Source organism: Halosegnis rubeus (assembly GCF_009184545.1).
GTDB lineage: Archaea > Halobacteriota > Halobacteria > Halobacteriales > Haloarculaceae > Halosegnis > Halosegnis rubeus.
The window spans coordinates 165,684-185,494 of sequence record NZ_QJOW01000004.1; the positions used below are offsets into that span (position 1 = coordinate 165,684).

Sequence of the window (19,811 nt, forward strand, 5' to 3'; positions counted from 1 at the left end):
TCCTCAGCCGCCGAGGAAGTCCTGTCTGACCTGCTCGTCTCCGAGCAGGGCTTCACCTGAATCCATGTATCTATTTTCGCCGTTGACCAACACGTAGCCGCGGTCACACCGGCGCAGCGCCTCCTTGGCGTTCTGCTCGACCATCAACACCGAGGTGCCGGCCTCGTTGATGCGGTCGATGCGGTCGAACATCTCCTCGACGAGGTCGGGTGCCAGCCCGGCAGACGGCTCGTCAAGCATCAACAGGTCGGGGTCGAGCATCAGCGCCCGACCCATCGCGAGCATCTGCCGTTGGCCGCCGGACATCGTGCCGGCCTCCTGTTCGCTCCGCTCTTCGAGAATCGGGAACCGGTCGTACACCGCCTGAATCTGGTCTTCGGGCACCGAATCGAGGATGTACGCGCCCATCTCCAAGTTCTCGCGGACGGTGAGCGACTCGAAGATGTTCCCGTTTTGTGGCACGTAGCTGAGTCCGAGATGGATGATGTCCTCGGGGTTGCTCCCCTGAATCTCGTCGCCCCGGAACTCGATTTCCCCGTCCATGTAGGTGGTGAGTCCGAACACCGACTTCATCACCGTCGACTTGCCGGCCCCGTTCGGCCCGACGATGGTGACGTACTCGCCGTCGTCGACGTTCATGTCCACGTCGGTGAGAATCTGGAGGTCGCCGTAGCCGGCATCGAGCGCCGACACCTGCAATAGGCCGTCGTCGCTCGTCTTGAAATCGCTCACGAGACATCCTCCCCGAGGTACGCCTCGACGACCGCTTCGTTATTGCGGATGTCGTCGGCGCCCCCCTCGGCCAGCACCTTCCCTTGGTGCATGACGATGATGTGTTCACAGTGTTCCATGATGATATCCATATCGTGCTCGACGAAGAGGAAGGTGTAGCCGTCCTCCCGTAGCTCATGAATCCGTTCGAGGAGTTTCTCCTCTAGGGTCGGATTCACTCCCGCGAGTGGCTCGTCGAGCAGTACCATCTCGGGGTCGGTCATCAGTGCGCGCGCCATCTCCAACAGCTTCCGCTGGCCACCCGAGAGCGTCCCGGCTTCCACCTCGGCGATGTGGTCCAGTTCGAAGAACTCCAGCATCTCCCAGACCTCTTCGCGGAGTTCCTCCTCCTGTGAGACCACGTCACGCCGGAGTCCCGGAGTCACCGACCGGACGACGGACTCACCGCGCTGGTGTTTCGGTGCGAGCATCATGTTTTCGAGGACGGTCATTTCCTCGAGTTCTCGGGCGATCTGGAACGTCCGAACCAGGCCCCGATTCGCGACCTCGTGTGGCTCCAGTCCGGTGATGTTCTCGCCGTTGAACTGCACCTGCCCGGCCGTCGGCGTGTGGACACCGGTGATACAGTTGAACGTCGTCGACTTGCCGGCTCCGTTGGGACCGATGAGTCCAGTCAGCGAGCCGGCTTCGACCTGGAAGCTGGCTCCGTCGACGGCGGTGATGCCGCCGAACTCCTTGCGCAGTCCGTCGACGCGCAGCGGGATTCCACGCGGAGTTCGTTTCGCCGCCTCCTCGACCGCCGAGTCGTGGCTCTCTGGGTCGAGTTCATCCGGCGTCTCCACGTCGTCCGGAATGTTCGTCGTCGCCGGTCCGGGTTCGTCACTCATCGGTCTCACCTCCCTTGGACTGTGACGGACGGACAGAGAGGTCCGTGGCCGCCGCAATCTCCGAGCGGTGGCCCAACAGCCCCTCGGGTCGCCGCTGGATGAGGTAGATGAGCAGTACGCCCACGAAGATGAATCGGAGCTGACTCATGTTGTCGAGCAGGAAGCCGAGCATCGGAGTGAGTTGCCCGCTCGCTATCGGGCCGAGCGCGCCGATAATCGTGTCTGGCGCGTTCGTGACGCCGAGCGCGTCGGTGAGGATTGTCGCGACGCGCGGCGGTGCCTCGAACAGCAGCCCGGCAAACAACGCACCACCGAGGACACTCCCGGTGTTCGAGCCGGCACCGCCGATGATGAGCGCGATGAAGATGTAGAACGTAATTTCGGGACGGAAGGCGTTCGGGTAGACGGAGCTTTGCCCGATTGCGCCGAACCACATGATACCGGCAAGCCCCATCAGCGCACACCCGAGCATGAACGTCTTCAGCTTGAACCGGCTCGTGTTCTTCCCGAGCGACTGGGCGGCCACCTCGTCCTCGCGGATCGACTTGAGCACGCGGCCGTACGGGGAGTTCACTGCCCGCACGAGGAACGCGTACACGAGCACCAACACGACGACGATGAGCAGCGTCGAGAGGATGTTTATCGTATCCGGTCGCCCGAGCGATATCCACCCGATACCGGAAAACTCCATGAACTGGAAGATTGCCGCGCCGAGCGGCGTCGGCTCCGAGATGATGGACGAAGCGTCCTGCAAGAGCAGCTGTCGGATCGGTCCCGGCGGAATCGAGTCGAAGCCGCTCGCGCCGCCGGTGAACTGACTGAACGTGTTGGAGTTGTACGTGAAGCGGATAATCTCGCTCACCGCGACCGTCATGATGGCGAGATAATCCGAGCGGAGCCGCAGCGCCGGCAGTCCGGCGATGAGTCCGACGAGCGCAGCCGCGAGCATCCCGCCGAGAATGCCGACGGGAAGCGGGAGCCCAAGTCCGGGCGGGCTTGCCCCGACCGGCGCAGTCAGCATGACGCTCGTGTAAACGCCGACAGCCATGAAGCCGGCGACCCCGATGTTGAACAGGCCCGCGTACCCCCAGTGGAGGTTCAACGCGAGCACGGCGAGTCCGTACACCGCCACGAGGAACGTCACGCGCTGGAGACTGGAGATGATTCCCGCAACCGGGTACCCTTGCAGCGTCCCCAAGATGAGGAAGACGACGTACAACAGCAGCATCGCTCCGGCGATGTACCCCGCGTCCGTCACGAGCCGCGAGCGGCCCTCGGTGTCGGTGCTCATGCTGTCTCCACCCCCCCGAACAGCCCAGACGGCCGGAACAGCAGGAAGAGGATCATCAGTCCGAAGGCGACCGGGCGACCGAACTCACCGGGCACCCAGACGAGTGCGACACGGCTCGTGATACCGATGAGAAGCCCACCGACGATGGCCCCGTAGACGGAACCGATGCCGCCGAGAATGACCGCAGCGAAGATGAGCAACAAGAGGAGGTAGCCGTCGTTGAAGCCGAGTGTCCCACGCGCGAGCACGAGCATATACCCCGACGCGCCCGCGAGACCGCTGCCGAGCACCCACGTGGCGGTAATCATGCGCTCGGTCGGAATCCCGGTGATGCGTGCGAGGTCGCGGTTGTCGGCCATCGCGCGCATCGCCTTCCCGATCTTCGTCCGCTGTAAGAGGAGGTGGATCGCCATCATTGCGACGAGCGCCACGACGAGAATCGTCAGCTGGTGGGCGTTCACTTGGACGCCGAGTACGGTCATGCTCGGAATCTCGCTGGGTGCCGTGATGCCGCGACGGCCCGTTCCGAAGATGAGCGCGGCGAGATATCGGAGGATGAACGCGACACCGATACTGGCGATGAGCAGCGAGATGCCCTCTGAGTTGCGCATCGGCTTGTACACTGCCCTGTCGAGCGCGAGTCCAAGCGCGACCGTCACGACGATTGCGACGACCAACCCGACCACGACGGCGACGGGCGTATTGGTCACGCTCGCCCCCACGTTGCTCGACGGTGCGTCTACGAGGATGAGACTGGCTAAGTCGATCGTGCCGAGTCCGGCGATGACGTACGCGACCGACCAGCCGGAAAACGCGCCGAGCGTCAGATAATCGCCGTGCGCGAAGTTGGCGAAGTTGAGAATACTGTACGTCAACGAGAGTCCAACCCCGGCAAGTCCGATGATAAGTCCAAGAGTAAGCCCTGTCCAGAGATAGTTCATGAGCTGTGAGAAAGCCAGCTCACCGCCGATTATCCAGAGGTCTACTCGCGCGAGCTGTGCGAGTAGGTCGATGAGTAACAGGACAGCACCACCCAGCGTGACGGCGACGCCGAGACGGGCCAGGAGCTCCCGACCGCGTGCTGTTGTCGCACTAGCTCCCATGTGTGTGAATCACGCTCATTCGTCCGACGTGCATCGTATAAAGGGTTATCGTTCCTCAGAAACACCAGGCCGAGACGCGTAAAGGAAACACCTTTGACCGGACCGGCGGGAACCTCGGGTATGGTACGGACGCTCGATTCGCTCGACGCAGCCGGCGCGGCCGTCGGGGTTCGGGTGGACATCAACAGTCCGCTCACGGACGCGGCAACGCTCGCCGACGATGCCCGTCTGCGGGCACACATCGAGACGCTCACCGAACTCGCCGCGGCGGACGCCCGAACCGTCGTCATCGCCCACCAGGGGCGGCCCGGCGGCGACGAGTTCGGAACGCTCGAACCGCACGCCGAGCGACTCGACGAACTACTCGACGCGCCCGTCGAGTACTGTGATGCCACCTTCTCTGCGGACGCTCGCTCGCGCGTCCGTGGACTTGCCCCCGGCGGGCTTCTCGTGTTGGAGAACACGCGTTTCTACAGCGAGGAGTATATGCAGTGGGAGCCGAGCGAGGCGGCCGACACCCACCTCGTCGCGAAGCTCGCGCCGGTCCTCGACGCGTACGTCAATGACGCCTTCGCAGCCGCACACCGATCACAACCGTCGCTCGTCGGCTTCCCGCAGCGGCTCCCTTCCTACGCCGGTCGCGTGATGGAGACGGAACTCGAGGTGCTCGGAAGCATCGGCGGGTCGCCGGAGCCGCGCGTCTACGTCCTCGGGGGCGCAAAGGTCGCAGATTCCATCGACGTGGCCCGGTCGGTCCTCGAACGCGGGCTCGCGGACGCCGTCGTCACCGCCGGTATCGTCGGTAACGCCTTCCTCCTCGCCGACGGCGTCACGCTCGGTGCCGCTTCCGCCGAGATCGTCAACGACCGCTCGCCAGAAGCGGTCAAGCAGGCCGGCGAACTCCTAGACGAGTTCGGTCACCGGCTGTATCTCCCGCGTGACGTGGCCGTCGAGCGCGACGGCGAACGGGTCGAAATCGATACCGAGTCGTTGCCGGCGGCCGAGCCAGCGATGGATATCGGCGCTCGGACGGTCTCCGCGTACGCTGACATCCTCGAAGACGCGGGGACGGTTATCCTGAACGGCCCCGCCGGCGTCTTCGAGAACGACCTGTTCTCCTTCGGGACTCGGGAGCTGTACGAAGCAGCGCTTCGCACCGACCACAGCATCGTCGGCGGCGGCGACACCGCGGCCGCGCTCCGCTCGCTCGGGCTCGAAGGCTTCACGCATGTCTCGACGGGCGGTGGGGCCGCGTTGCGGATGCTGACCGGCGGGACCCTCCCCGCCGTCGAGGTTCTCGACGACTGATGAAACTCACCACGCCGACCGCGAGTACGCTCGACGCGCTCGTCGGGTTGTGGCTCGAACTCGCGCACGACCAGCGAGCACACGGCTCACACCTGCGCGTAACCGAAAACGAGAGCCGGATTCGCGAGTCGCTCTCACAGCGGCTTGTCGTCGGCGGTGTCCGGCTCGCCCGCGTCGACGACGACCCGGTCGGGTTCACCACGTTCTACCCCGAACAGGGCGCGTTCAAACAGGACCACGCCCGAGGAATCATCGAGAATCTATACGTCACAGAGCGACACCGCGGTAACGGAATCGGCACGGCGCTGTTGGAGGCTGCGGTCGACTCGCTCCACGAGGGCGGTGCAGACCGAATCGCGCTCGACGTGTTGGCGGCCAACGAGCGAGCGCGGGCGTTCTACCGGGACCACGGATTCGAGCCCCATCGGATCGAGATGGAGCGGCGACCGTAACGCGAAACCGATACAAGGGTCGACCACCGAGAGGCAGACGTGCCAAGGGAGCGTGGGTGGTGCACGCACCCGATTTGTAATCGGGAGTTCGAGGGTTCAAATCCCTCCCTTGGCTTCAGACCGTGTCCTCGCGGCTCCGACACAACGGCGATGCATAGATACTTTCTTGTCCGACACCGGACGAACGTACGGATATGAGCCAAACCGTCGTCCTCGCATCGATCGCGATTGTCGCCCTCGTGTTGATCCTCTTTGCCGTCGCCAGCGTCCACTACGTCACCGACATCCTGTCGGAGGTCAACGACGGCGACGGCGACCACGGCGGGGCGAGCCACTAACCGACGCTCGAAGCGTCCCCGAACATATCCCTCCTGCGGCTATCCTTCCGGTATGGAGCCTGACCAACTCGAGGAGTGGACCGACGACTACTGGAGTTGGGTCGCCGTCGTACTGTTTCTGCTCATTCCCGTCGATCTGCTCACGACAGCCGGCGCCGCGACAATCTACGGGACCCAGGCCGAGACGAACCCGCTAATGCGGTGGCTGTTGACGCGTCGACTCGCTACCATCGTGGCCGTTCACCTCGCCGTGTTGGTGGCCGTGGTCGTGAGCTTCCGTGTGATGGTCTTTCTGCTAGAGACTACCGACGAGCGATACCAACGGGCGTTCGCGTACGGTATCGAGGCGTTCGTCGGCCTCCTCCTCCTCGCTGGGCTGGTCGTCTTCGCTAACAACCTCTCGGTCATCGTGTTGGGCGAGTCACTCCTGTGAGTCGCGCCACGAGTCCAGACACGCACCGTCACAAAACTGTACCCGCTGTACTTCCCTGTTTTCGACCCACGTCCGGGTGCGACGGTCGGGTGCGTTCGCGAGTGAGTCGCCACACCACTCACAGGCGGGGGCCTCGTCCGGCGAGATATCCTCGCCCAGATCGGAGGTCGGGTCCTTCATTATCGATACCTACTGCCACGCACACTTAGCCGTACCCACGGCGGCGATTCCTACGGGCGTTCGTAGCTCGGGTCGAACATGTGTGCGGAGGTCGGTGCCGGGTCGCCCTCGGTGAGGTTGTACTCCGAGAAGTCAGTCACGCCAGCCTCCCGAAGCACTTCCTCGTCGTAGAAGCTGTTGCCCGTACACGTCGCCGGGTCGCGAGATAGAATCTCCAACAGCGCGTCGGACATGACCTCCGGGGTCCGCCAGTCGTCTTCGGTGCCCATCCCGAAGTAGCGGGTCGCGCGCGTGTCGATTGCCGTGACCGGCCAGATAGTGTTACACGCAACGTCGTCGCCGGTGAGTTCGTCCGCCAGCGACAGGGTGAGAAACGACATCCCGAGCTTCGACCACGCATACGGGCCGGACCCCGGCGCACGGTCGACGGTGACCGGCGGTGCGTTCGCGAACAGCCACGACGACTCCTGTCCGCGTAGGTGGTCCGCGAACGCTCGCGAGACGAGCTGCGTTCCCCGGACGTTCACGTCAGTCAGCAGGTCGAATCGGTTGGCCGGCAGGTCGACCGTCGAGACGGCCTGGATGGCGCTGGCGTTGTTGATGACGATGTCGATCTGGCCGAACTCGTCGATCGCCTTCTCGACCGCGCGCTCGACGTTCTCCTCCTCGCGGACGTTCAACTCGATTGCGAGCGCCTCCGGGCCGATGTCGCGAACCTCGCGGGCAGTCTGCTCGATTGTCCCTTCGAGCCGCTGGTCGTCGGTGTCGTCGGTCGTTTTGCCGGTCGAGACGATGTTACAGCCACACTCCGCGAGCGCGAGCGCAAACTGCTTGCCGATGCCGCGGGTCGTTCCTGTGATGAACGCCGTCTGTCCGCTCAGGTCGGGTTTGCTCAGTGACACACCAGTACAACGGCTCCCCGGATAATAGGTGTCCCTACCGGTCCCGCAGAACCGACTCGCCGGGCGTCGTCGTCGCGCCGGCCGAGAGGACGACCCCGGCGTTCAGTGAGGTGTTGATGGCCGTCTTCGCGTCCGGCCCGGCGACCACCCCGAACTTCCGGCGACCCGTCGAGACGCGCTCACTTTTCACCGTGGTTTCGACGGGTTCGCCGTCGTGGCGGAGGTTCGCCACCTGCGTTCCAGCGCCGAGGTTGACTCGCTCGCCGAGGACGCTGTCGCCGACGTAGGAGAGGTGCGGCACGTTCGTCTCCTGCATCACGACGGTGTTTTTCAGCTCAACGCCGTTGCCGACGTGGGCGTTTTTCCCGATGTGTGTCGCACCGCGGACGTACGCGTTCGGGCCGACATCGGCTCCCGACCGAATCAGCGCCGGTCCCTCGACGACGACGCCAGCGTCGACTGTCGCACCGACTTCGACCACGATAGAGCCGCGTAGCTCTGCTCGCTCGTGAACCTCGCCGTCGACGTGTCGATCTAGTTCCGCGAGCTTCCACTCGTTGGCTTCCAGCAGCTCCCACGGTCGTCCAACGCCGAGCCACCGGCGTACCGGAACGGCCGACACATCGTGTGTGGCGATGACTCTCGCGAGCACGTCGGTGATTTCGTACTCGCCGCGGTCAGAACGGTCGACCTCGATGAGCCAGTCGGCAGCCTCTGCCGGGAAGTGGTATGCACCGACGTTGACGCGGCTGCTGGGCGGGTCCTCGGGCTTCTCGACGATGTCGGTCACCTGTCCGTCGTCGATAGAGAAGACGCCGTAGGGCCGCGGGTCATCAACCGTGTAGGCTCCGACGGAAGGACACCGCTCGAACAGCGCCGCCAGCGCGTCCTCATCGTAGAGGTCGTCGCCGTTTAGGACGACGAAGTCGTCGTCCAGATGCTCGCGAGCAGCGGCGGCCGCGTGTGCCGTCCCCAACTGTTGGTCCTGCGTGGCGTACGCGACCGGAACCCCTCGATACGACTCGCCGAAGTGGTCGCGAACGCGGTCGGCCTCGTAGCCGACGACGAACACGAGTCGGTCTGCGCCCGCAGCCACGGCAGCGTCGGCGGTGTGTGCGACGAGCGGACGGTCGGCGACCGGTAACATCGGCTTCGGTATCGACTCGGTGAGCGGACGCATCCGCGTCCCCTCTCCGGCGGCGAGGATGACAGCGTGCATACCCGTGACTGGCCGGCCACGTCGTTAGGTGTACTGCTTGGCGAACAGGCGACTCGACTCCGGCCACGGTGCGTCGCGCTCCCGTCTCGTCCCGTGGCCGACGAATTACCAGCGCATGCGCCGGTTGGCTGCGGCTTCGCTGATAAGCATCCGCTCGCTGTGCGAGCGGTTCACGGGCGCGAACGGAGTGAGCGACGGCTGCGGGTTTTATTTCAGGTTTTTCCTGTGAGTGGTGCGCGAAGCGCACCTGAACAGGAAAAAAGTGCGTTAGTAGGAACGAATCTTCGGCTCGTACGTCTTCTCCTCGCCGTCGAGCAGCACGTCGGTGTAGTAGAGGTCCGGCTCGCCGTCGTTCCACGCGATCATGGTGTGTTTGAGCCAGTCTTCGTCGTCGCGCGCCTGGTGTTCCGCGCGCCAGTGGGCACCACGGAACTCCTCGCGTGCGAGCGCGCCGAGCGCGATGGTCTCGGCCACGTCGATGAGGTTGCGCGTCTCGATGGTGTGGAGCAGGTCCGTGTTGAACGTGCGCGAGGGGTCGGCGACAGCGACGTTCTGGTAGCGTTCACGACAGTCGCGAATCGTCTCCAGCGCGTCCTGAATCCCCTCTTTCTCGCGGAACACGTTGACGTTCTGGGTCATCGCGTCCTGCAGGTCGGAGCGGATTTCGGCGTGGTTGATACCGTCCCGGTCCATCATCTCCTCGACGCGAGCACGCTCGCCCTCGAGCGTGTGCTCGACCGTCGCGGTCGGGTCGGCGGTCATCGCCCCGCCGTCTGCGACGGCATCCGGGTCGGGCTGGTCGATTGCGCCCGGCGACACCGGCGTGTCGAGACCCGTCTCGTCTTCGGTACGCGCGCTCGGCCCGGTCGGGATGCGCGCCTCGCCGAGCTCACGCCCTGCGGCGTGGTAGCCGGCGCGCGCACCGAAGACGATGAGCTCCGGTAGCGCGTTGCCGCCCAGTCGGTTCGACCCGTGGACGGAGACACAGGCACACTCGCCGGCGGCGTACAAGCCGTCGATGCAAGTGTGGCCGTTCTCGTTCGTCTCGATACCGCCCATGTGGTAGTGCTGGCCGGGCTTGACCGGCATCGGCTCGTCCAGCCCGTCGACGCCCTCGAAGTCCTCCGCGAGGTGGAGAATGTTCTCGAGGCGGTCGACGACGCGCTCCTCGCCGAGATGGCGCATATCGAGGTAGACGTACTCGTCTTCGATACCGCGTCCCTCGTTCACCTCAGTCAGTTCGGCGCGCGAGACAACGTCACGGGAGGCGAGCTCGCCGTCGTTGTTGGCGTAGCCGTGTTCGAACATGAACCGCTCGCCGTCGCCGTTGTAGAGGATACCGCCCTCACCACGAACCCCCTCGGAGATGAGCACGCCCGTGCTCGGGAGGGTGGTCGGGTGGAACTGGACGAACTCGGGGTCCTCGACCGGAACGCCCGCGCGGTACGCCATCGCCAGCCCGTCGCCGGTGTTGGCGACCGCGTTGGTCGTGTGGTCGAACGTTTGTCCGTCGCCGCCGGTGGCGAGGATGACGCCGCCCGACGCCTCGAAGCCGACGAGATCGCCGCTCTTGATGTCGTAGGCGATACAGCCGTGACACTCCCGCTCTTCGGGGTCCGGGTGGTCGGTGGTGGCGAGTTCGGTGACGTAGAACTCATCGTACACCGTGATACCTCGCTTGACGACCTGCTCGTACATCGTGTGGAGCAGGTGGTGGCCGGTCTCTGCGCCCGCGTACGTCGTCCGCGGGAACGAAAGCCCGCCGAACGGCCGCTGTGAGACGCGCCCGTCGTCCTCTCGCGAGAACGGCATCCCCCAGTGTTCGAGCTGGATGGTCTCTTCGGGACTCATCTCACACAGCGTCTCGATTGCTGGGGCGTCGCCGAGGTAATCCGACCCCTTCATCGTGTCGTACGCGTGGTCCTTCGGGTCGTCGCCGTCGCGAAGCGCCGCGTTGATTCCACCCTCCGCCGCACCGGTGTGCGAGCGAACCGGGTGGAGCTTCGTCACGATGGCGACATCCGCGCCTTCTTCGTGGGCAGCGATGGCAGCACGGAGTCCGGCTCCGCCGCCACCGACCACGATTACGTCGTGTTCGTGCATTGGTCTGTAGTTATTGTTGGTTGGTGTTGGATACGTTTAGGAGTGACGCGGTTACCAGAACTTCAGGTTCTTCTTGACCGCTTCACGCTTCAGTTCCTGGATGTGTTCCGTCAGGGGGATATCCTTCGGACACACCTCAGTGCAGGAGAACTGGGTCTGACACCGCCAGACGCCGTGCTCCTGTTCGATGATGTTGAGTCGGTGCTCGGTGAGGTCCTCGCCCTCGCGGTCGTCCATCGCGAACCGGTAGGCCTTGTTGATAGCCGCCGGGCCGAGATAATCGTTGTTGCCCGCCGCGATGTTACACGAGGACATACACGCGCCACACCAGATACAGCGCGTGGACATCTTCACCTTCTCGCGGTTCTCGCGCGACTGGTACTGCTCTTCGAGTCCGTCAGGGGTGTCTTCCCCCTGGAAGTACGGCTCAACGGACTCCATCTGGTCGTAGAAGTGCTCCATGTCGACGACGAGGTCCTTGACGACCTCGGCGTGCGGGAGCGGCTCGATACGGACCTTCTTCGGGATGCCGCTGTCGGCGAGGTCAGCGACCTGCGTCTTGCAGCCGAGCCGCTGTCGCCCGTTGACGAACAGCGCGTCCGAGCCACACACCGCCTGTCGACAGGAGTGGCGGAACGTGAGCGAGGAGTCGTACTGGTCGCGCGCCCACATGAGCGCGTCGAGCACCGTCATCCCCTTCGAGAACGGGACGGTGAACGTGTCAAACCGTGGCTCCTCCTTCTCGGGAACCTCGGGGTCGAAGCGGAACACCTTCAGCTTGACCGTGCGGTCCGCCTCCTCGACGAGTTCGCGGGTGCGCCGTCGCGCTTCCTCGTTTGCCGTCTCGATCTCCTCGCTGTCCATCTCGGTGTACGTCTCACCGGCAGCGCGCGCGGCCCCAACGGCCTGCGTCTGTGTCTCTGTACCGTCGTCTTCGGTTTCGGTGATTCCTGTGCTCATGAGATACTCCCTCCTGCCATCACGAACGCCAGTCGGAGAATCTGTGCGGAAAGCAGCAGTCCGGCGACGATGAGGCCGTACTTTACGACCCGCTTGCCGGTGCCGTCGAGTCCCTGATTGACGAGTCCGTTGTAGACGCCGTTGACGCCGTGGAACGTCGCCGTCAGGCCAAAGCCGACCATCGCGGCGAAGTAGCCGGGCTGGCTCATCCGGGCGCTCGTGCCGGCGAACGTCACGTCTGCGGCGTGGTTCACGAAGTGCAGCTGCATAAAGTGGAACGCCAACACGATGACGAGAAACGCCGCCGTGAGACGCTGCAGCAGCCAGCGCGTGCCTTTCGGTTCGAACGAAGAGTAGCGTTCACTCATGCCAGTTTCCCCATCAGGAACGTCGGAATGCTCGCGACTACGATGACGCCCGTGACAACGAGCGACGCGTAGAAGGTGCGGTCCTGTGACTCCAGTCCGAGCCCGAGGTCGACGAACAGCAGGCGGATGCCGTTGAGAATGTGGAACACGGCGACCGCCAGCAGGCCGACTTCGAGGAATCGAACGAGGAGCAGTCCTTCGAGGCCCTGAATCGTGCTATTGTACGCGTCGGAACCCTGCATCGCGGTCGAGAGGACAGCGATGTGGGTGAACAGATAGCCGACAAGGACCCAGCCGGTGAACTTGTGGAAGATCCACGCCCACATCCCGGCGGAGAACTCCGTCCACCGACCGAAGTCCTCGACGAGGCCTCGGTCGTACGATTGGCTCATGCGTCTATGTGTCAGGGCCGCCTCGTCATAGTAGTTGCCTTCTCGGCGGCCTACGCAGGTCGGCTCACTCCTGCTGTTCCGACTGTGACGACCGGTGCATCCTCACCGCGTGTCGAGTCGGTTCGTCCAGCTCGACGAGGTGACACACCGGGTTTCCCGGGTAAACGAGCGGGTTCTCCAACACCCCGACCAGCAGGCCGGTAAAGGGCGCACGTATCGCCCCCGACTCGCGCTTGAACGGGTTCGTAATCGTACAGATGCGCTCTCCAGCCTCGACCAACGCGCTCCGCCCGTGGTGCATCTCCACCAGCCCACCAACGTCGGCCCGGAGCCACGTCTTCTCGTAGTCGTTGCCGATGATGGTCCGCCAGCCGGGCCACGAGACGACGCCGTCCGTCCGCGCGCCGAACTCGTTGAGCACCGACAACGTCCCGGCCAGCGCCCGGTGGATGAGCGACCGCTGGAACCGGTGTGCCTCGCCCATCTCGACTGTCACGGTCGGGACGCCTGCGGCGGTCGCCTCGCGCCGGAGTGCCCCCGACGGCCCGGTCGAGTCGATGATGACGTGCGAGGCGAACGCGTTCGCGACCCGGGACACACCCTCGTCGTCCATGTCCGCACGGACGTGGACCGCGTTCGTCCGTCCGCGCGTACGACGTGCTCTCTCGCGACCCAGAACTCGCTCCGCTGGTCGAGCAACACGGTCCACTGGACGTGAAGCCCGCCTCGGACCCGTTCGCGCGGCTCGTCGTCTCGGTGTGTAACCAACAGCTCTCGACCGACTCGGCGGCCGCCATCGAACAGCGGCTGTTCGACCGGTTCGAAGTGACGCCGGAGGAGATGCTCGCTGTCGACGCGGACGCGCTCCGCGAGGTCGGTCTCTCCGGCCAGAAGGTCGAGTACGTGAAACACATCGCCCGCGCATTTGCCGACGGCGACCTCTCTACGGCGCAACTGCGCGAGGTGGCCGACGACGAGGTACGCGACCGACTCACCGAGATTCGCGGCGTCGGGCCGTGGACCGCAGACATGTTTCTCATCTTCGTGCTCGCCCGCGAGGACGTGTTCCCGGTCGGTGACCTCGGTATCCGAAAGGGGATGGCCGAACTGTACGGCTACGACACGGACGACCGCTCGGGAATGCGTGCCCACGCCGAGCGCTGGCGACCCTACCGGTCGTACGCGAGCCGGTATCTCTGGCGCGCGGTCGACTAAACCTCCTGTGCCGGGTTCCCGACGACCGTCGCGCCCGCAGGTACGTCCTCGACGACGACCGCTCCCGCGCCCACGGTCGCACCCTCGCCGACAACGATGTCGCCGATGAGCGTCGCGTTCGCCCCCAGCGTCACGTCGTCCTCGACGGTCGGGTGCCGTTTCACGCGCTCGCTGGATCGCCCTCCGAGGGTGACACCGTGGTACATGTTCACGTCGTCGCCGATTTCGGCCGTTTCACCGACCACGACGCCCATCCCGTGGTCAATGAAGACGCGCTCGCCGACGGTCGCTCCGGGATGAATCTCGATGCCGGTAAGCCCCCGACCGAGCTGTGAGAGCAACCGCGCAGTGAACCGCCGTCCCCGCGTCCACAGCGGATGAACGAGGACGACGTGGAGCCAGACGGCGTACAGCCCCGGATACAGCAGCGCCTCGGCGACCGACGTGGCGGCGGGGTCGGTCGCGAGCGCGGTCCGAACGTCGTCGCGGAATCTCTCGAACATGGACGAGGCTTGTGTTCCCAGCCGGGAGGCTGAGACACCGTGTGTCTGTCGTCTCGCCTGCCCGCGGTGAAAACGCTACCGTTGTCTCTCCACGGGGCGATACGAACCGCGGCGACTGCGCCGCCGGATTACTCCTGTTGGCTTGGGAAGCGAGGGGCGAGCACCGACACCAGCGCGTCGAGGTCCCGGGTCTGGTACCACGCCGTCCCCGGTCCCGTGAACTCGAAGACGAGTCCCTCGCCGCTCAGGAGCGTCGACTTCAGCCCGCCGACGCGCTCGACCGAGTACTCGATGTCGTCGTCCCACGCGATGAGGTGTTCGTTGTCGAGGACGTAGGACTCGCCGGCTTCGAGCTCGAGCTTCGCTAGCCCGCCGTAGGCGTCGACGAAGGCCGTGCCAGTGCCTTTCAGCGCAAGCGGCGTGAGACTCGCCTCTCCCAGCATCGACTTCAGCCCGCCGAGTTCGGCGTCGATGTCGATATCGCCGGTCGCCGCCAGGAAGGCCCCATCGACGGCATACAGCGTCTCGTCGCGTAGCTCGTGGGCCATCACGTCACCCGGCGAGGGCGGGGCAAGCGTCACCGTTCCGGACTCGTCTGTCGCGGTGAACTCGTTCGCGAACACCGACTCGCCGCCCAGAAGCGACTTCGCTGAACTGAGCAGTCCGTCTCGGCTCGTCCCCGTGTCCATCGTGACGCTGGTCGAGTGACCGACCATCGCACCCGGCTCGGCGACGACCGACTCGCCCGCCTCCAGCGTGACTGTCAACTGTGTGAACGACGGCTGATGTGTGAACTCGTGTTCCATAATCGTCGGGCGATGAATCGCCGCTCAGCCACTTAACCTGTTGGGCTAGTAACTAGTTGTCGTCCGCGTCGGCGGTATCGGTTACCGGGACCCGAATCCTAACGATTAGCCCGCCGTCGCTGTCGAAATCGAGGGTGCCGCCGGCGCTATCGGATCGCCCCTGATAGCGACGTTCTCGTAGGTATTGTACGACGAGACGGCGAGCAATCTTTCTCCGACGACTACCAGTACGAGCCCTGCGCGTGCTCGTCGCCCCTCCTTCGACATCGCCCCTACCGTCTCGCTCATCCGGTAATCAACTGAGTAGACGCCTTGTCGTGTCAACTAAAAATAAAAATAAACGTCGGACCACGGTCCCTGTGTTCCTCGTTCGACGGACGGAAACGTTGAAACGCTCCCCGAGAGAGCATGAAACATGGAGTTTGAGAACATCGAGACGATTACACTACTCGGCGCGGGGAGCATGGGCCACGGCATCGCCGAAGTGGCTGCCCTCGCCGGTTACGAGGTGCGACTGCGCGATATCAAGACCGAGTTCGTCGAGAACGGCTACGAACAGCTGGTCTGGTCGCTGGACAAACTCGCGGAGAAAGACCAGATCAGCGAGGAGGAGGCCGACGCCGCCGCCGACCGCGTCACCCCGCTCGTCGACGTGAAAGAAGCCGTCGACGACACCGACGTCGTCATCGAGGCGGTCCCGGAGAAGATGGAGATCAAGAAGGACGTGTACAGCGAGGTCGAGACGTACGCGCCCGACCGCACCATCTTCGCGACCAACACCTCATCGCTATCTATCACCGACCTGTCGGAGGTGACCGACCGGCCCGAGCAGTTCTGCGGGATGCACTTCTTCAATCCGCCCGTCAGGATGCAGTTGGTCGAAGTCATCACCGGGTCACACACCGCAGAGTCGACGCTCGACGCGGTTGAGCAGTTGGCCGAAGCGTTCGGCAAGACGCCGATTCGCGTCCACAAGGACTCCCCCGGCTTCATCGTCAACCGCATCCTCGTTCCGCTGATGAACGAGACCTGCTGGATGGTCTCCGACGACGAGGCGACCGTCGCCGAAATCGACTCGACGACGAAGTTCGACATGGGGCTGCCGATGGGCGCATTCGAACTCGGCGACCAGGTCGGCAACGACGTGACCTACCACGTGCTCCAGTACCTCCAGGAGGTGCTGGGTGACGCCTACGAGCCGGCCCCCTTCCTGAAAGAGACGGTCGACGCAGAGCGGTACGGCAAGAAATCCGGCGAGGGCTTCTACGACTACGAGAACGGCGGTGTCGACATCCCGACCGACGCCGGGAGCGAGGACACCAAGGTGCGACTCGCGGCCGTCATGGCCAACGAGGTCGGGCACCTCGTCGAGAACGACGTGTCGAACCCGAGCGACATCGACGAGGCGGTCATGCTCGGTGCCGGCTTCCCGGATGGACCGGCGAAGCTCGCAGACAACATCGGACTCGACCGACTGGTCGAGACGCTCGAATCCCTCGGCGAGGAGGACGGACACGCTCGGTTCGAGGTGAGCGAGGCGCTGCGTGAGGCCGCACAGCAGGGTGGCTTCTACGGTGAGAGCGACACCGACGAGACTCGCAGCTACTCCACTATCGACCTCTCGTACCCCGGTGACATGGTCGGCCACATCGAACTCTCCCGCGAGGCGCGCATGAACACCGTCAACAGCGAGATGCTGGACGAACTCGGCGACGCGCTCGCCGAGTTCGAGAACGACGACGAGGTGCGCGGCGTGCTCATCACCGGCAAGGGCGACCGCGCATTCTCGGCGGGTGCCGACGTGTCCTCAATGGCTTCTTCGGCAAGCCCACTTGACGGCATCGAACTGTCGCGCAAGGGCCAGTCGACGTTCGGCGCGTTCGAGGAGTCGCCGCTCCCAATCGTCGCCGCTATCGACGGATTCGCCCTTGGCGGTGGCTTCGAGCTGGCGATGTGCTGTGATTACCGGCTCGCCTCCGAGCGCTCGGAACTCGGTCTGCCGGAGCACAACCTCGGGCTGCTCCCCGGCTGGGGCGGCACCCAGCGGCTCCAGCGACTCGTCGGGATGTCCCGCGCGAAGGAGATCATCTTCACCGCAGAGCGGTTCGACGCCGACACGATGTATGAGTACGACGTGGTGAACGAAGTCGTCGAAAACGACCAGTTCGAGGAGCGGGCCCACGAACTCGCCGCCGAGATGGCGGGGGGTCCACCGGTCTCTCGCGCGCTCACGAAGCAGGTCATGCTGAAGGGAGCAGAGGACCTCGATGCGGGGCTCGAACTCGAAGCCCAGGCGTTCGGTCATCTGCTCGGCACCGACGACCTGATGGAGGGTATCACCGCCTTCATGGGTGACTCCGAGCCGGAGTTCGAAGGCAAATAACCGCCTCCGGAACCGTTTTCTCGCTCGCTCGTGGTATCCGAGCCATGGATTTAGCAATCGACGGCAACGCAGCACTCGTCACCGCCTCCTCCAGTGGACTCGGCAAAGCGTCAGCCAAGGCGCTGGCACGGGAAGGAGCCAACGTCGCCATCAACGGCCGCGACGAGGAGCGACTCGCCGACGCGAAGACAGAAGTCGAGGAGGTCGCGACCGGTGAGGTCATCGCCGTCTCGGGTGACCTGACCGACGCCGACGACGCCGAGCGGCTCGTCGACGAGACCGTCGACGCCTTCGGCGGACTCGACCACCTCGTCACCTCCGCCGGCGGCCCGCCGTCGGGCGCGTTCATGGACACCGACGACGAGGACTGGCAGGAGGCGTATGACCTGCTCGTAATGAGCGTCGTCCGACTCGCCCGCGCCGCGAAGCCGCACCTCGAAGCCGGCGACGGCGGCACCATCGTCACCATCACCTCCCGGAGCGTGAAGGAGGCGCTCGACTCGCTCGTCTTGTCGAACTCCGTCCGAATGGGTGTCATCGGCTTAGAGAAGACGCTCTCGAAGGAGTTCGCTCCCGACGTCCGGGCGAACGCCGTCTTGCCGGGTCCCCACGAGACGGCCCGTATCGAGAATCTCGTCGATGCGGCCGTCGAGCGCGGCGAGTACGACAGCTACGAGGCAGGACTCGACGAGTGGGCCGGGAACCCGCTCGAACGCATCGGCGACCCGATGGAGCTGGGCGACACCGTCGCGTTCCTCTCTTCGCCGCTGTCGGGCTTTATCAACGGGACGGCCGTCCCTATCGACGGCGGCGCGACGGGCGCGAATCTATGAAGCCGGTCCCGTTCGACGAGGCCGAGACGTACGAACCCGAAGACGGGTGGCGACGGGTCTCTATGGCCGGCAGCGACCAGTTCAGCTTCGAGTGGTTCGAGAAGCCGCCGGGTCATTCCTCGCCGATGCACGACCACGAGAACGAGCAGGTGTGTCTCTGTCTGGAGGGTGAACTCACCGTCGTGACCGAAGAGGACTCGGTCACCCTCCAGGAGAACGACTCCGTCCTCTTGGAGGCGAACGAGACCCACCGCGTCGAGAACGACGGCGAGGAACTCGCGGTCGGGCTGGACGTGTTCGCGCCCGGCCGCGACTTCGACTTCTGGACCGACCGCGAGGAATGAAGTACCTCGCCCGCACCGCGACCGGCGACCCGTTGCTCGGCGACGAGGACGGATACGTCCCGCTCACGTCAGTCCACCCCGGTCTCGACTCCGTTCGCGGCGCGCTCCCGCGTGCAGCTTCGGGTACCCTCGGCTCGCCCGACGACGCGACGGCCGCACGGACGGGCGAATCGAAGCTCACCTTCGGTGCGCCGCTTGAGCGATTCGGTAAACTCTGGGGCATCGGACTGAACTACGTCGAACACGCGGGCGACTTAGACGAGGACGGTCCCGACGAACCGGCGAGCTTTTTCAAACCGCGGAGTGCGCTCACCGCGCCCGGCGGCCCGATTCGGCTCCCGCCGCCGAGCGAGACGGAGCGCGTCACGGCCGAGGGTGAACTCGGCGTCGTGCTCGGGCGCACCTGCCGTGACGCGTCCGAGCCCGACGTAGACGATGTCGTCGCCGGCTATCTCCCGGTCATCGACATGACCGCGGAGGACGTGCTCCGACGGAATCCGCGGTTCCTCACGCGGGCAAAGAGCTACGATACGTTCCTAGTGGCTGGCCACGCGATTGCCGTACCCGACGAGGCGTTCGACCTCGATTCACTCACCGTCGCGACGCGCCACAATGGGGCGGAACGCGCCGCGAACCGCGTCGGGAACATGCTGTTTTCCCCCCGCGAGCTGGTCGCCGTCCACTCGCGGGTCGCGACACTCGAACCCGGTGACCTCTTCTCGACCGGGACGCCCGGTGCGGCCCACGTCGAACCCGGCGACACCGTCGAGGCGGTGGTCGAATCCGTCGGCTCCGTCTCTGCGCCGGTCGTGCGCGAGTGAGTGGCCGTGTGTGAGTCACCGCACGCTCGCGCCCGCCTGCGGTTGGGGCGCGTCCCCACCCGAGAAGGAAGCATTTATTCATACCTCCCCACTACCCCGAAGTGCGCACCATTGGTGTAGTCCGGCCAATCATCTTGCCCTTTCGAGGCGAGGACTAGGGTTCAAATCCCTAATGGTGCACATGTTTCCATCCGCCGAGCGCCTGCTATCACGGCTCTCGCGAAGGTTAAGCCCGCCT

The 19,811-nt window shown here is 64.8% G+C and carries 23 protein-coding genes and 2 tRNA genes; 11 read left to right on the forward strand and 14 right to left on the reverse strand.

Annotation, left to right across the window (positions count from 1 at the left end; translation table 11 throughout):
• Positions 1-3: 3 nt before the first annotated feature.
• From DMP03_RS10595 to DMP03_RS10610, 4 genes are read right to left on the reverse strand one after another with little or no spacing between them, the layout of a single operon-like run.
• A complete protein-coding gene (locus DMP03_RS10595) occupies positions 4-732 on the reverse strand; it encodes an ABC transporter ATP-binding protein (RefSeq protein WP_152120640.1) in 729 nt (242 codons plus the stop codon).
• Positions 729-1,619: an ABC transporter ATP-binding protein gene (locus DMP03_RS10600; RefSeq protein WP_152120641.1), complete on the reverse strand. Its 891-nt coding sequence runs from the start codon at positions 1,617-1,619 to the stop codon at positions 729-731. Before DMP03_RS10600 ends, DMP03_RS10595 begins: the two co-directional genes overlap by 4 nt.
• Positions 1,612-2,910: a branched-chain amino acid ABC transporter permease gene (locus DMP03_RS10605; RefSeq protein ID WP_152120642.1), complete on the reverse strand. Its 1,299-nt coding sequence runs from the start codon at positions 2,908-2,910 to the stop codon at positions 1,612-1,614. The genes DMP03_RS10600 and DMP03_RS10605 overlap by 8 nt, the downstream gene beginning before the upstream one ends.
• Positions 2,907-4,013: a branched-chain amino acid ABC transporter permease gene (locus tag DMP03_RS10610; protein WP_152120643.1), complete on the reverse strand. Its 1,107-nt coding sequence runs from the start codon at positions 4,011-4,013 to the stop codon at positions 2,907-2,909. The genes DMP03_RS10605 and DMP03_RS10610 overlap by 4 nt, the downstream gene beginning before the upstream one ends.
• A gap of 120 nt (positions 4,014-4,133) precedes the next feature.
• On the opposite strand from DMP03_RS10610, the gene DMP03_RS10615 reads away from it, so the two are divergent.
• The 5 genes from DMP03_RS10615 to DMP03_RS10630 all read left to right on the forward strand — a co-directional run bounded on the left by DMP03_RS10615 (position 4,134) and on the right by DMP03_RS10630 (position 6,544).
• Entirely contained in the window at positions 4,134-5,321 is a 1,188-nt protein-coding gene (locus tag DMP03_RS10615) for a phosphoglycerate kinase (protein ID WP_152120644.1), read from the forward strand.
• Complete coding sequence (locus tag DMP03_RS10620) at positions 5,321-5,773, forward strand: GNAT family N-acetyltransferase (RefSeq protein ID WP_152120645.1); 453 nt, start codon at positions 5,321-5,323, stop codon at positions 5,771-5,773. Before DMP03_RS10615 ends, DMP03_RS10620 begins: the two co-directional genes overlap by 1 nt.
• A gap of 41 nt (positions 5,774-5,814) precedes the next feature.
• A tRNA-Thr gene (locus tag DMP03_RS10625) sits at positions 5,815-5,888 on the forward strand.
• A 79-nt stretch (positions 5,889-5,967) separates the two neighbouring features.
• Entirely contained in the window at positions 5,968-6,111 is a 144-nt protein-coding gene (locus tag DMP03_RS14355; protein ID WP_172967133.1) for a hypothetical protein, read from the forward strand.
• A gap of 52 nt (positions 6,112-6,163) precedes the next feature.
• Positions 6,164-6,544 (forward strand): hypothetical protein, encoded by a 381-nt coding sequence (locus DMP03_RS10630; protein ID WP_152120646.1) that lies wholly within the window; start codon positions 6,164-6,166, stop codon positions 6,542-6,544.
• On the opposite strand, the gene DMP03_RS10635 is transcribed toward DMP03_RS10630, so the two are convergent.
• The 8 genes from DMP03_RS10635 to DMP03_RS14505 all read right to left on the reverse strand — a co-directional run bounded on the left by DMP03_RS10635 (position 6,533) and on the right by DMP03_RS14505 (position 13,281).
• Positions 6,533-6,724 (reverse strand): DUF7576 family protein, encoded by a 192-nt coding sequence (locus tag DMP03_RS10635; RefSeq protein WP_152120647.1) that lies wholly within the window; start codon positions 6,722-6,724, stop codon positions 6,533-6,535. The genes DMP03_RS10630 and DMP03_RS10635 overlap by 12 nt on opposite strands.
• A gap of 50 nt (positions 6,725-6,774) precedes the next feature.
• Complete coding sequence (locus DMP03_RS10640) at positions 6,775-7,626, reverse strand: SDR family oxidoreductase (protein ID WP_152120648.1); 852 nt, start codon at positions 7,624-7,626, stop codon at positions 6,775-6,777.
• A gap of 34 nt (positions 7,627-7,660) precedes the next feature.
• Complete coding sequence (gene glmU / locus DMP03_RS10645) at positions 7,661-8,845, reverse strand: bifunctional sugar-1-phosphate nucleotidylyltransferase/acetyltransferase (protein ID WP_152120649.1); 1,185 nt, start codon at positions 8,843-8,845, stop codon at positions 7,661-7,663.
• A gap of 267 nt (positions 8,846-9,112) precedes the next feature.
• On the reverse strand, positions 9,113-10,948 hold the full coding sequence (locus DMP03_RS10650) for an FAD-binding protein (protein WP_152120650.1): 1,836 nt from the start codon (positions 10,946-10,948) through the stop codon (positions 9,113-9,115).
• 51 nt (positions 10,949-10,999) lie between these two features.
• The gene (locus DMP03_RS10655; protein ID WP_152120651.1) at positions 11,000-11,908 is read right to left on the reverse strand and encodes a succinate dehydrogenase/fumarate reductase iron-sulfur subunit; all 909 of its coding nucleotides are present in this window, start codon (positions 11,906-11,908) and stop codon (positions 11,000-11,002) included.
• The gene (locus tag DMP03_RS10660; protein WP_075936178.1) at positions 11,905-12,276 is read right to left on the reverse strand and encodes a succinate dehydrogenase hydrophobic membrane anchor subunit; all 372 of its coding nucleotides are present in this window, start codon (positions 12,274-12,276) and stop codon (positions 11,905-11,907) included. The genes DMP03_RS10655 and DMP03_RS10660 overlap by 4 nt, the downstream gene beginning before the upstream one ends.
• Positions 12,273-12,668 (reverse strand): succinate dehydrogenase, cytochrome b556 subunit, encoded by a 396-nt coding sequence (gene sdhC, locus DMP03_RS10665; protein ID WP_152120652.1) that lies wholly within the window; start codon positions 12,666-12,668, stop codon positions 12,273-12,275. The genes DMP03_RS10660 and sdhC overlap by 4 nt, the downstream gene beginning before the upstream one ends.
• Before the next feature lie 64 nt (positions 12,669-12,732).
• Entirely contained in the window at positions 12,733-13,281 is a 549-nt protein-coding gene (locus tag DMP03_RS14505; protein ID WP_152120653.1) for a succinylglutamate desuccinylase/aspartoacylase family protein, read from the reverse strand.
• A 44-nt stretch (positions 13,282-13,325) separates the two neighbouring features.
• On the opposite strand from DMP03_RS14505, the gene DMP03_RS10675 reads away from it, so the two are divergent.
• Positions 13,326-13,883, forward strand: coding sequence for a DNA-3-methyladenine glycosylase family protein (locus DMP03_RS10675; RefSeq protein WP_152120654.1), 558 nt, complete (start codon positions 13,326-13,328; stop codon positions 13,881-13,883).
• Here the strand turns inward: DMP03_RS10675 and epsC are convergent.
• Positions 13,880-14,386, reverse strand: a complete 507-nt coding sequence (epsC, locus tag DMP03_RS10680; RefSeq protein WP_152120655.1) for a serine O-acetyltransferase EpsC — start codon at positions 14,384-14,386, stop codon at positions 13,880-13,882. The genes DMP03_RS10675 and epsC overlap by 4 nt on opposite strands.
• A 128-nt stretch (positions 14,387-14,514) precedes the next feature.
• The gene (locus DMP03_RS10685; protein ID WP_152120656.1) at positions 14,515-15,192 is read right to left on the reverse strand and encodes a TIGR00266 family protein; all 678 of its coding nucleotides are present in this window, start codon (positions 15,190-15,192) and stop codon (positions 14,515-14,517) included.
• 415 nt (positions 15,193-15,607) lie between these two features.
• Here DMP03_RS10685 and DMP03_RS10690 point away from each other — a divergent pair, with 415 nt between their 5' ends.
• From DMP03_RS10690 to DMP03_RS10710, 5 genes are all read left to right on the forward strand, one after another.
• Positions 15,608-17,575 carry a 3-hydroxyacyl-CoA dehydrogenase/enoyl-CoA hydratase family protein gene (locus DMP03_RS10690; RefSeq protein WP_152120657.1) on the forward strand — a complete coding sequence of 656 codons (1,968 nt, stop codon included), beginning with the start codon at positions 15,608-15,610 and terminating at the stop codon, positions 17,573-17,575.
• A gap of 44 nt (positions 17,576-17,619) precedes the next feature.
• Positions 17,620-18,408 (forward strand): SDR family oxidoreductase, encoded by a 789-nt coding sequence (locus DMP03_RS10695; RefSeq protein WP_152120658.1) that lies wholly within the window; start codon positions 17,620-17,622, stop codon positions 18,406-18,408.
• The gene (locus DMP03_RS10700) at positions 18,405-18,752 is read left to right on the forward strand and encodes a cupin domain-containing protein (RefSeq protein WP_152120659.1); all 348 of its coding nucleotides are present in this window, start codon (positions 18,405-18,407) and stop codon (positions 18,750-18,752) included. Before DMP03_RS10695 ends, DMP03_RS10700 begins: the two co-directional genes overlap by 4 nt.
• Positions 18,749-19,573, forward strand: coding sequence for a fumarylacetoacetate hydrolase family protein (locus DMP03_RS10705; RefSeq protein WP_152120660.1), 825 nt, complete (start codon positions 18,749-18,751; stop codon positions 19,571-19,573). Before DMP03_RS10700 ends, DMP03_RS10705 begins: the two co-directional genes overlap by 4 nt.
• Positions 19,574-19,678: 105 nt before the next feature.
• Positions 19,679-19,753: transfer RNA gene (locus tag DMP03_RS10710), tRNA-Glu, on the forward strand.
• Positions 19,754-19,811 lie beyond the last annotated feature (58 nt).

Coding starts and splice junctions, on each gene's coding strand:
- DMP03_RS10600 (WP_152120641.1), bottom strand. CDS start 1,619: ATGAGTGACGAACCCGGACCGGCGACGACGAACATTCCGGACGACGTG.
- DMP03_RS10605 (WP_152120642.1), bottom strand. CDS start 2,910: ATGAGCACCGACACCGAGGGCCGCTCGCGGCTCGTGACGGACGCGGGG.
- DMP03_RS10610 (WP_152120643.1), bottom strand. CDS start 4,013: ATGGGAGCTAGTGCGACAACAGCACGCGGTCGGGAGCTCCTGGCCCGT.
- DMP03_RS10615 (WP_152120644.1), top strand. CDS start 4,134: ATGGTACGGACGCTCGATTCGCTCGACGCAGCCGGCGCGGCCGTCGGG.
- DMP03_RS10620 (WP_152120645.1), top strand. CDS start 5,321: ATGAAACTCACCACGCCGACCGCGAGTACGCTCGACGCGCTCGTCGGG.
- DMP03_RS14355 (WP_172967133.1), top strand. CDS start 5,968: ATGAGCCAAACCGTCGTCCTCGCATCGATCGCGATTGTCGCCCTCGTG.
- DMP03_RS10630 (WP_152120646.1), top strand. CDS start 6,164: ATGGAGCCTGACCAACTCGAGGAGTGGACCGACGACTACTGGAGTTGG.
- DMP03_RS10635 (WP_152120647.1), bottom strand. CDS start 6,724: ATGAAGGACCCGACCTCCGATCTGGGCGAGGATATCTCGCCGGACGAG.
- glmU (WP_152120649.1), bottom strand. CDS start 8,845: ATGCACGCTGTCATCCTCGCCGCCGGAGAGGGGACGCGGATGCGTCCG.
- DMP03_RS10650 (WP_152120650.1), bottom strand. CDS start 10,948: ATGCACGAACACGACGTAATCGTGGTCGGTGGCGGCGGAGCCGGACTC.
- DMP03_RS10655 (WP_152120651.1), bottom strand. CDS start 11,908: ATGAGCACAGGAATCACCGAAACCGAAGACGACGGTACAGAGACACAG.
- DMP03_RS10660 (WP_075936178.1), bottom strand. CDS start 12,276: ATGAGTGAACGCTACTCTTCGTTCGAACCGAAAGGCACGCGCTGGCTG.
- sdhC (WP_152120652.1), bottom strand. CDS start 12,668: ATGAGCCAATCGTACGACCGAGGCCTCGTCGAGGACTTCGGTCGGTGG.
- DMP03_RS14505 (WP_152120653.1), bottom strand. CDS start 13,281: ATGGACGACGAGGGTGTGTCCCGGGTCGCGAACGCGTTCGCCTCGCAC.
- epsC (WP_152120655.1), bottom strand. CDS start 14,386: ATGTTCGAGAGATTCCGCGACGACGTTCGGACCGCGCTCGCGACCGAC.
- DMP03_RS10685 (WP_152120656.1), bottom strand. CDS start 15,192: ATGGAACACGAGTTCACACATCAGCCGTCGTTCACACAGTTGACAGTC.
- DMP03_RS10690 (WP_152120657.1), top strand. CDS start 15,608: ATGGAGTTTGAGAACATCGAGACGATTACACTACTCGGCGCGGGGAGC.
- DMP03_RS10695 (WP_152120658.1), top strand. CDS start 17,620: ATGGATTTAGCAATCGACGGCAACGCAGCACTCGTCACCGCCTCCTCC.
- DMP03_RS10700 (WP_152120659.1), top strand. CDS start 18,405: ATGAAGCCGGTCCCGTTCGACGAGGCCGAGACGTACGAACCCGAAGAC.
- DMP03_RS10705 (WP_152120660.1), top strand. CDS start 18,749: ATGAAGTACCTCGCCCGCACCGCGACCGGCGACCCGTTGCTCGGCGAC.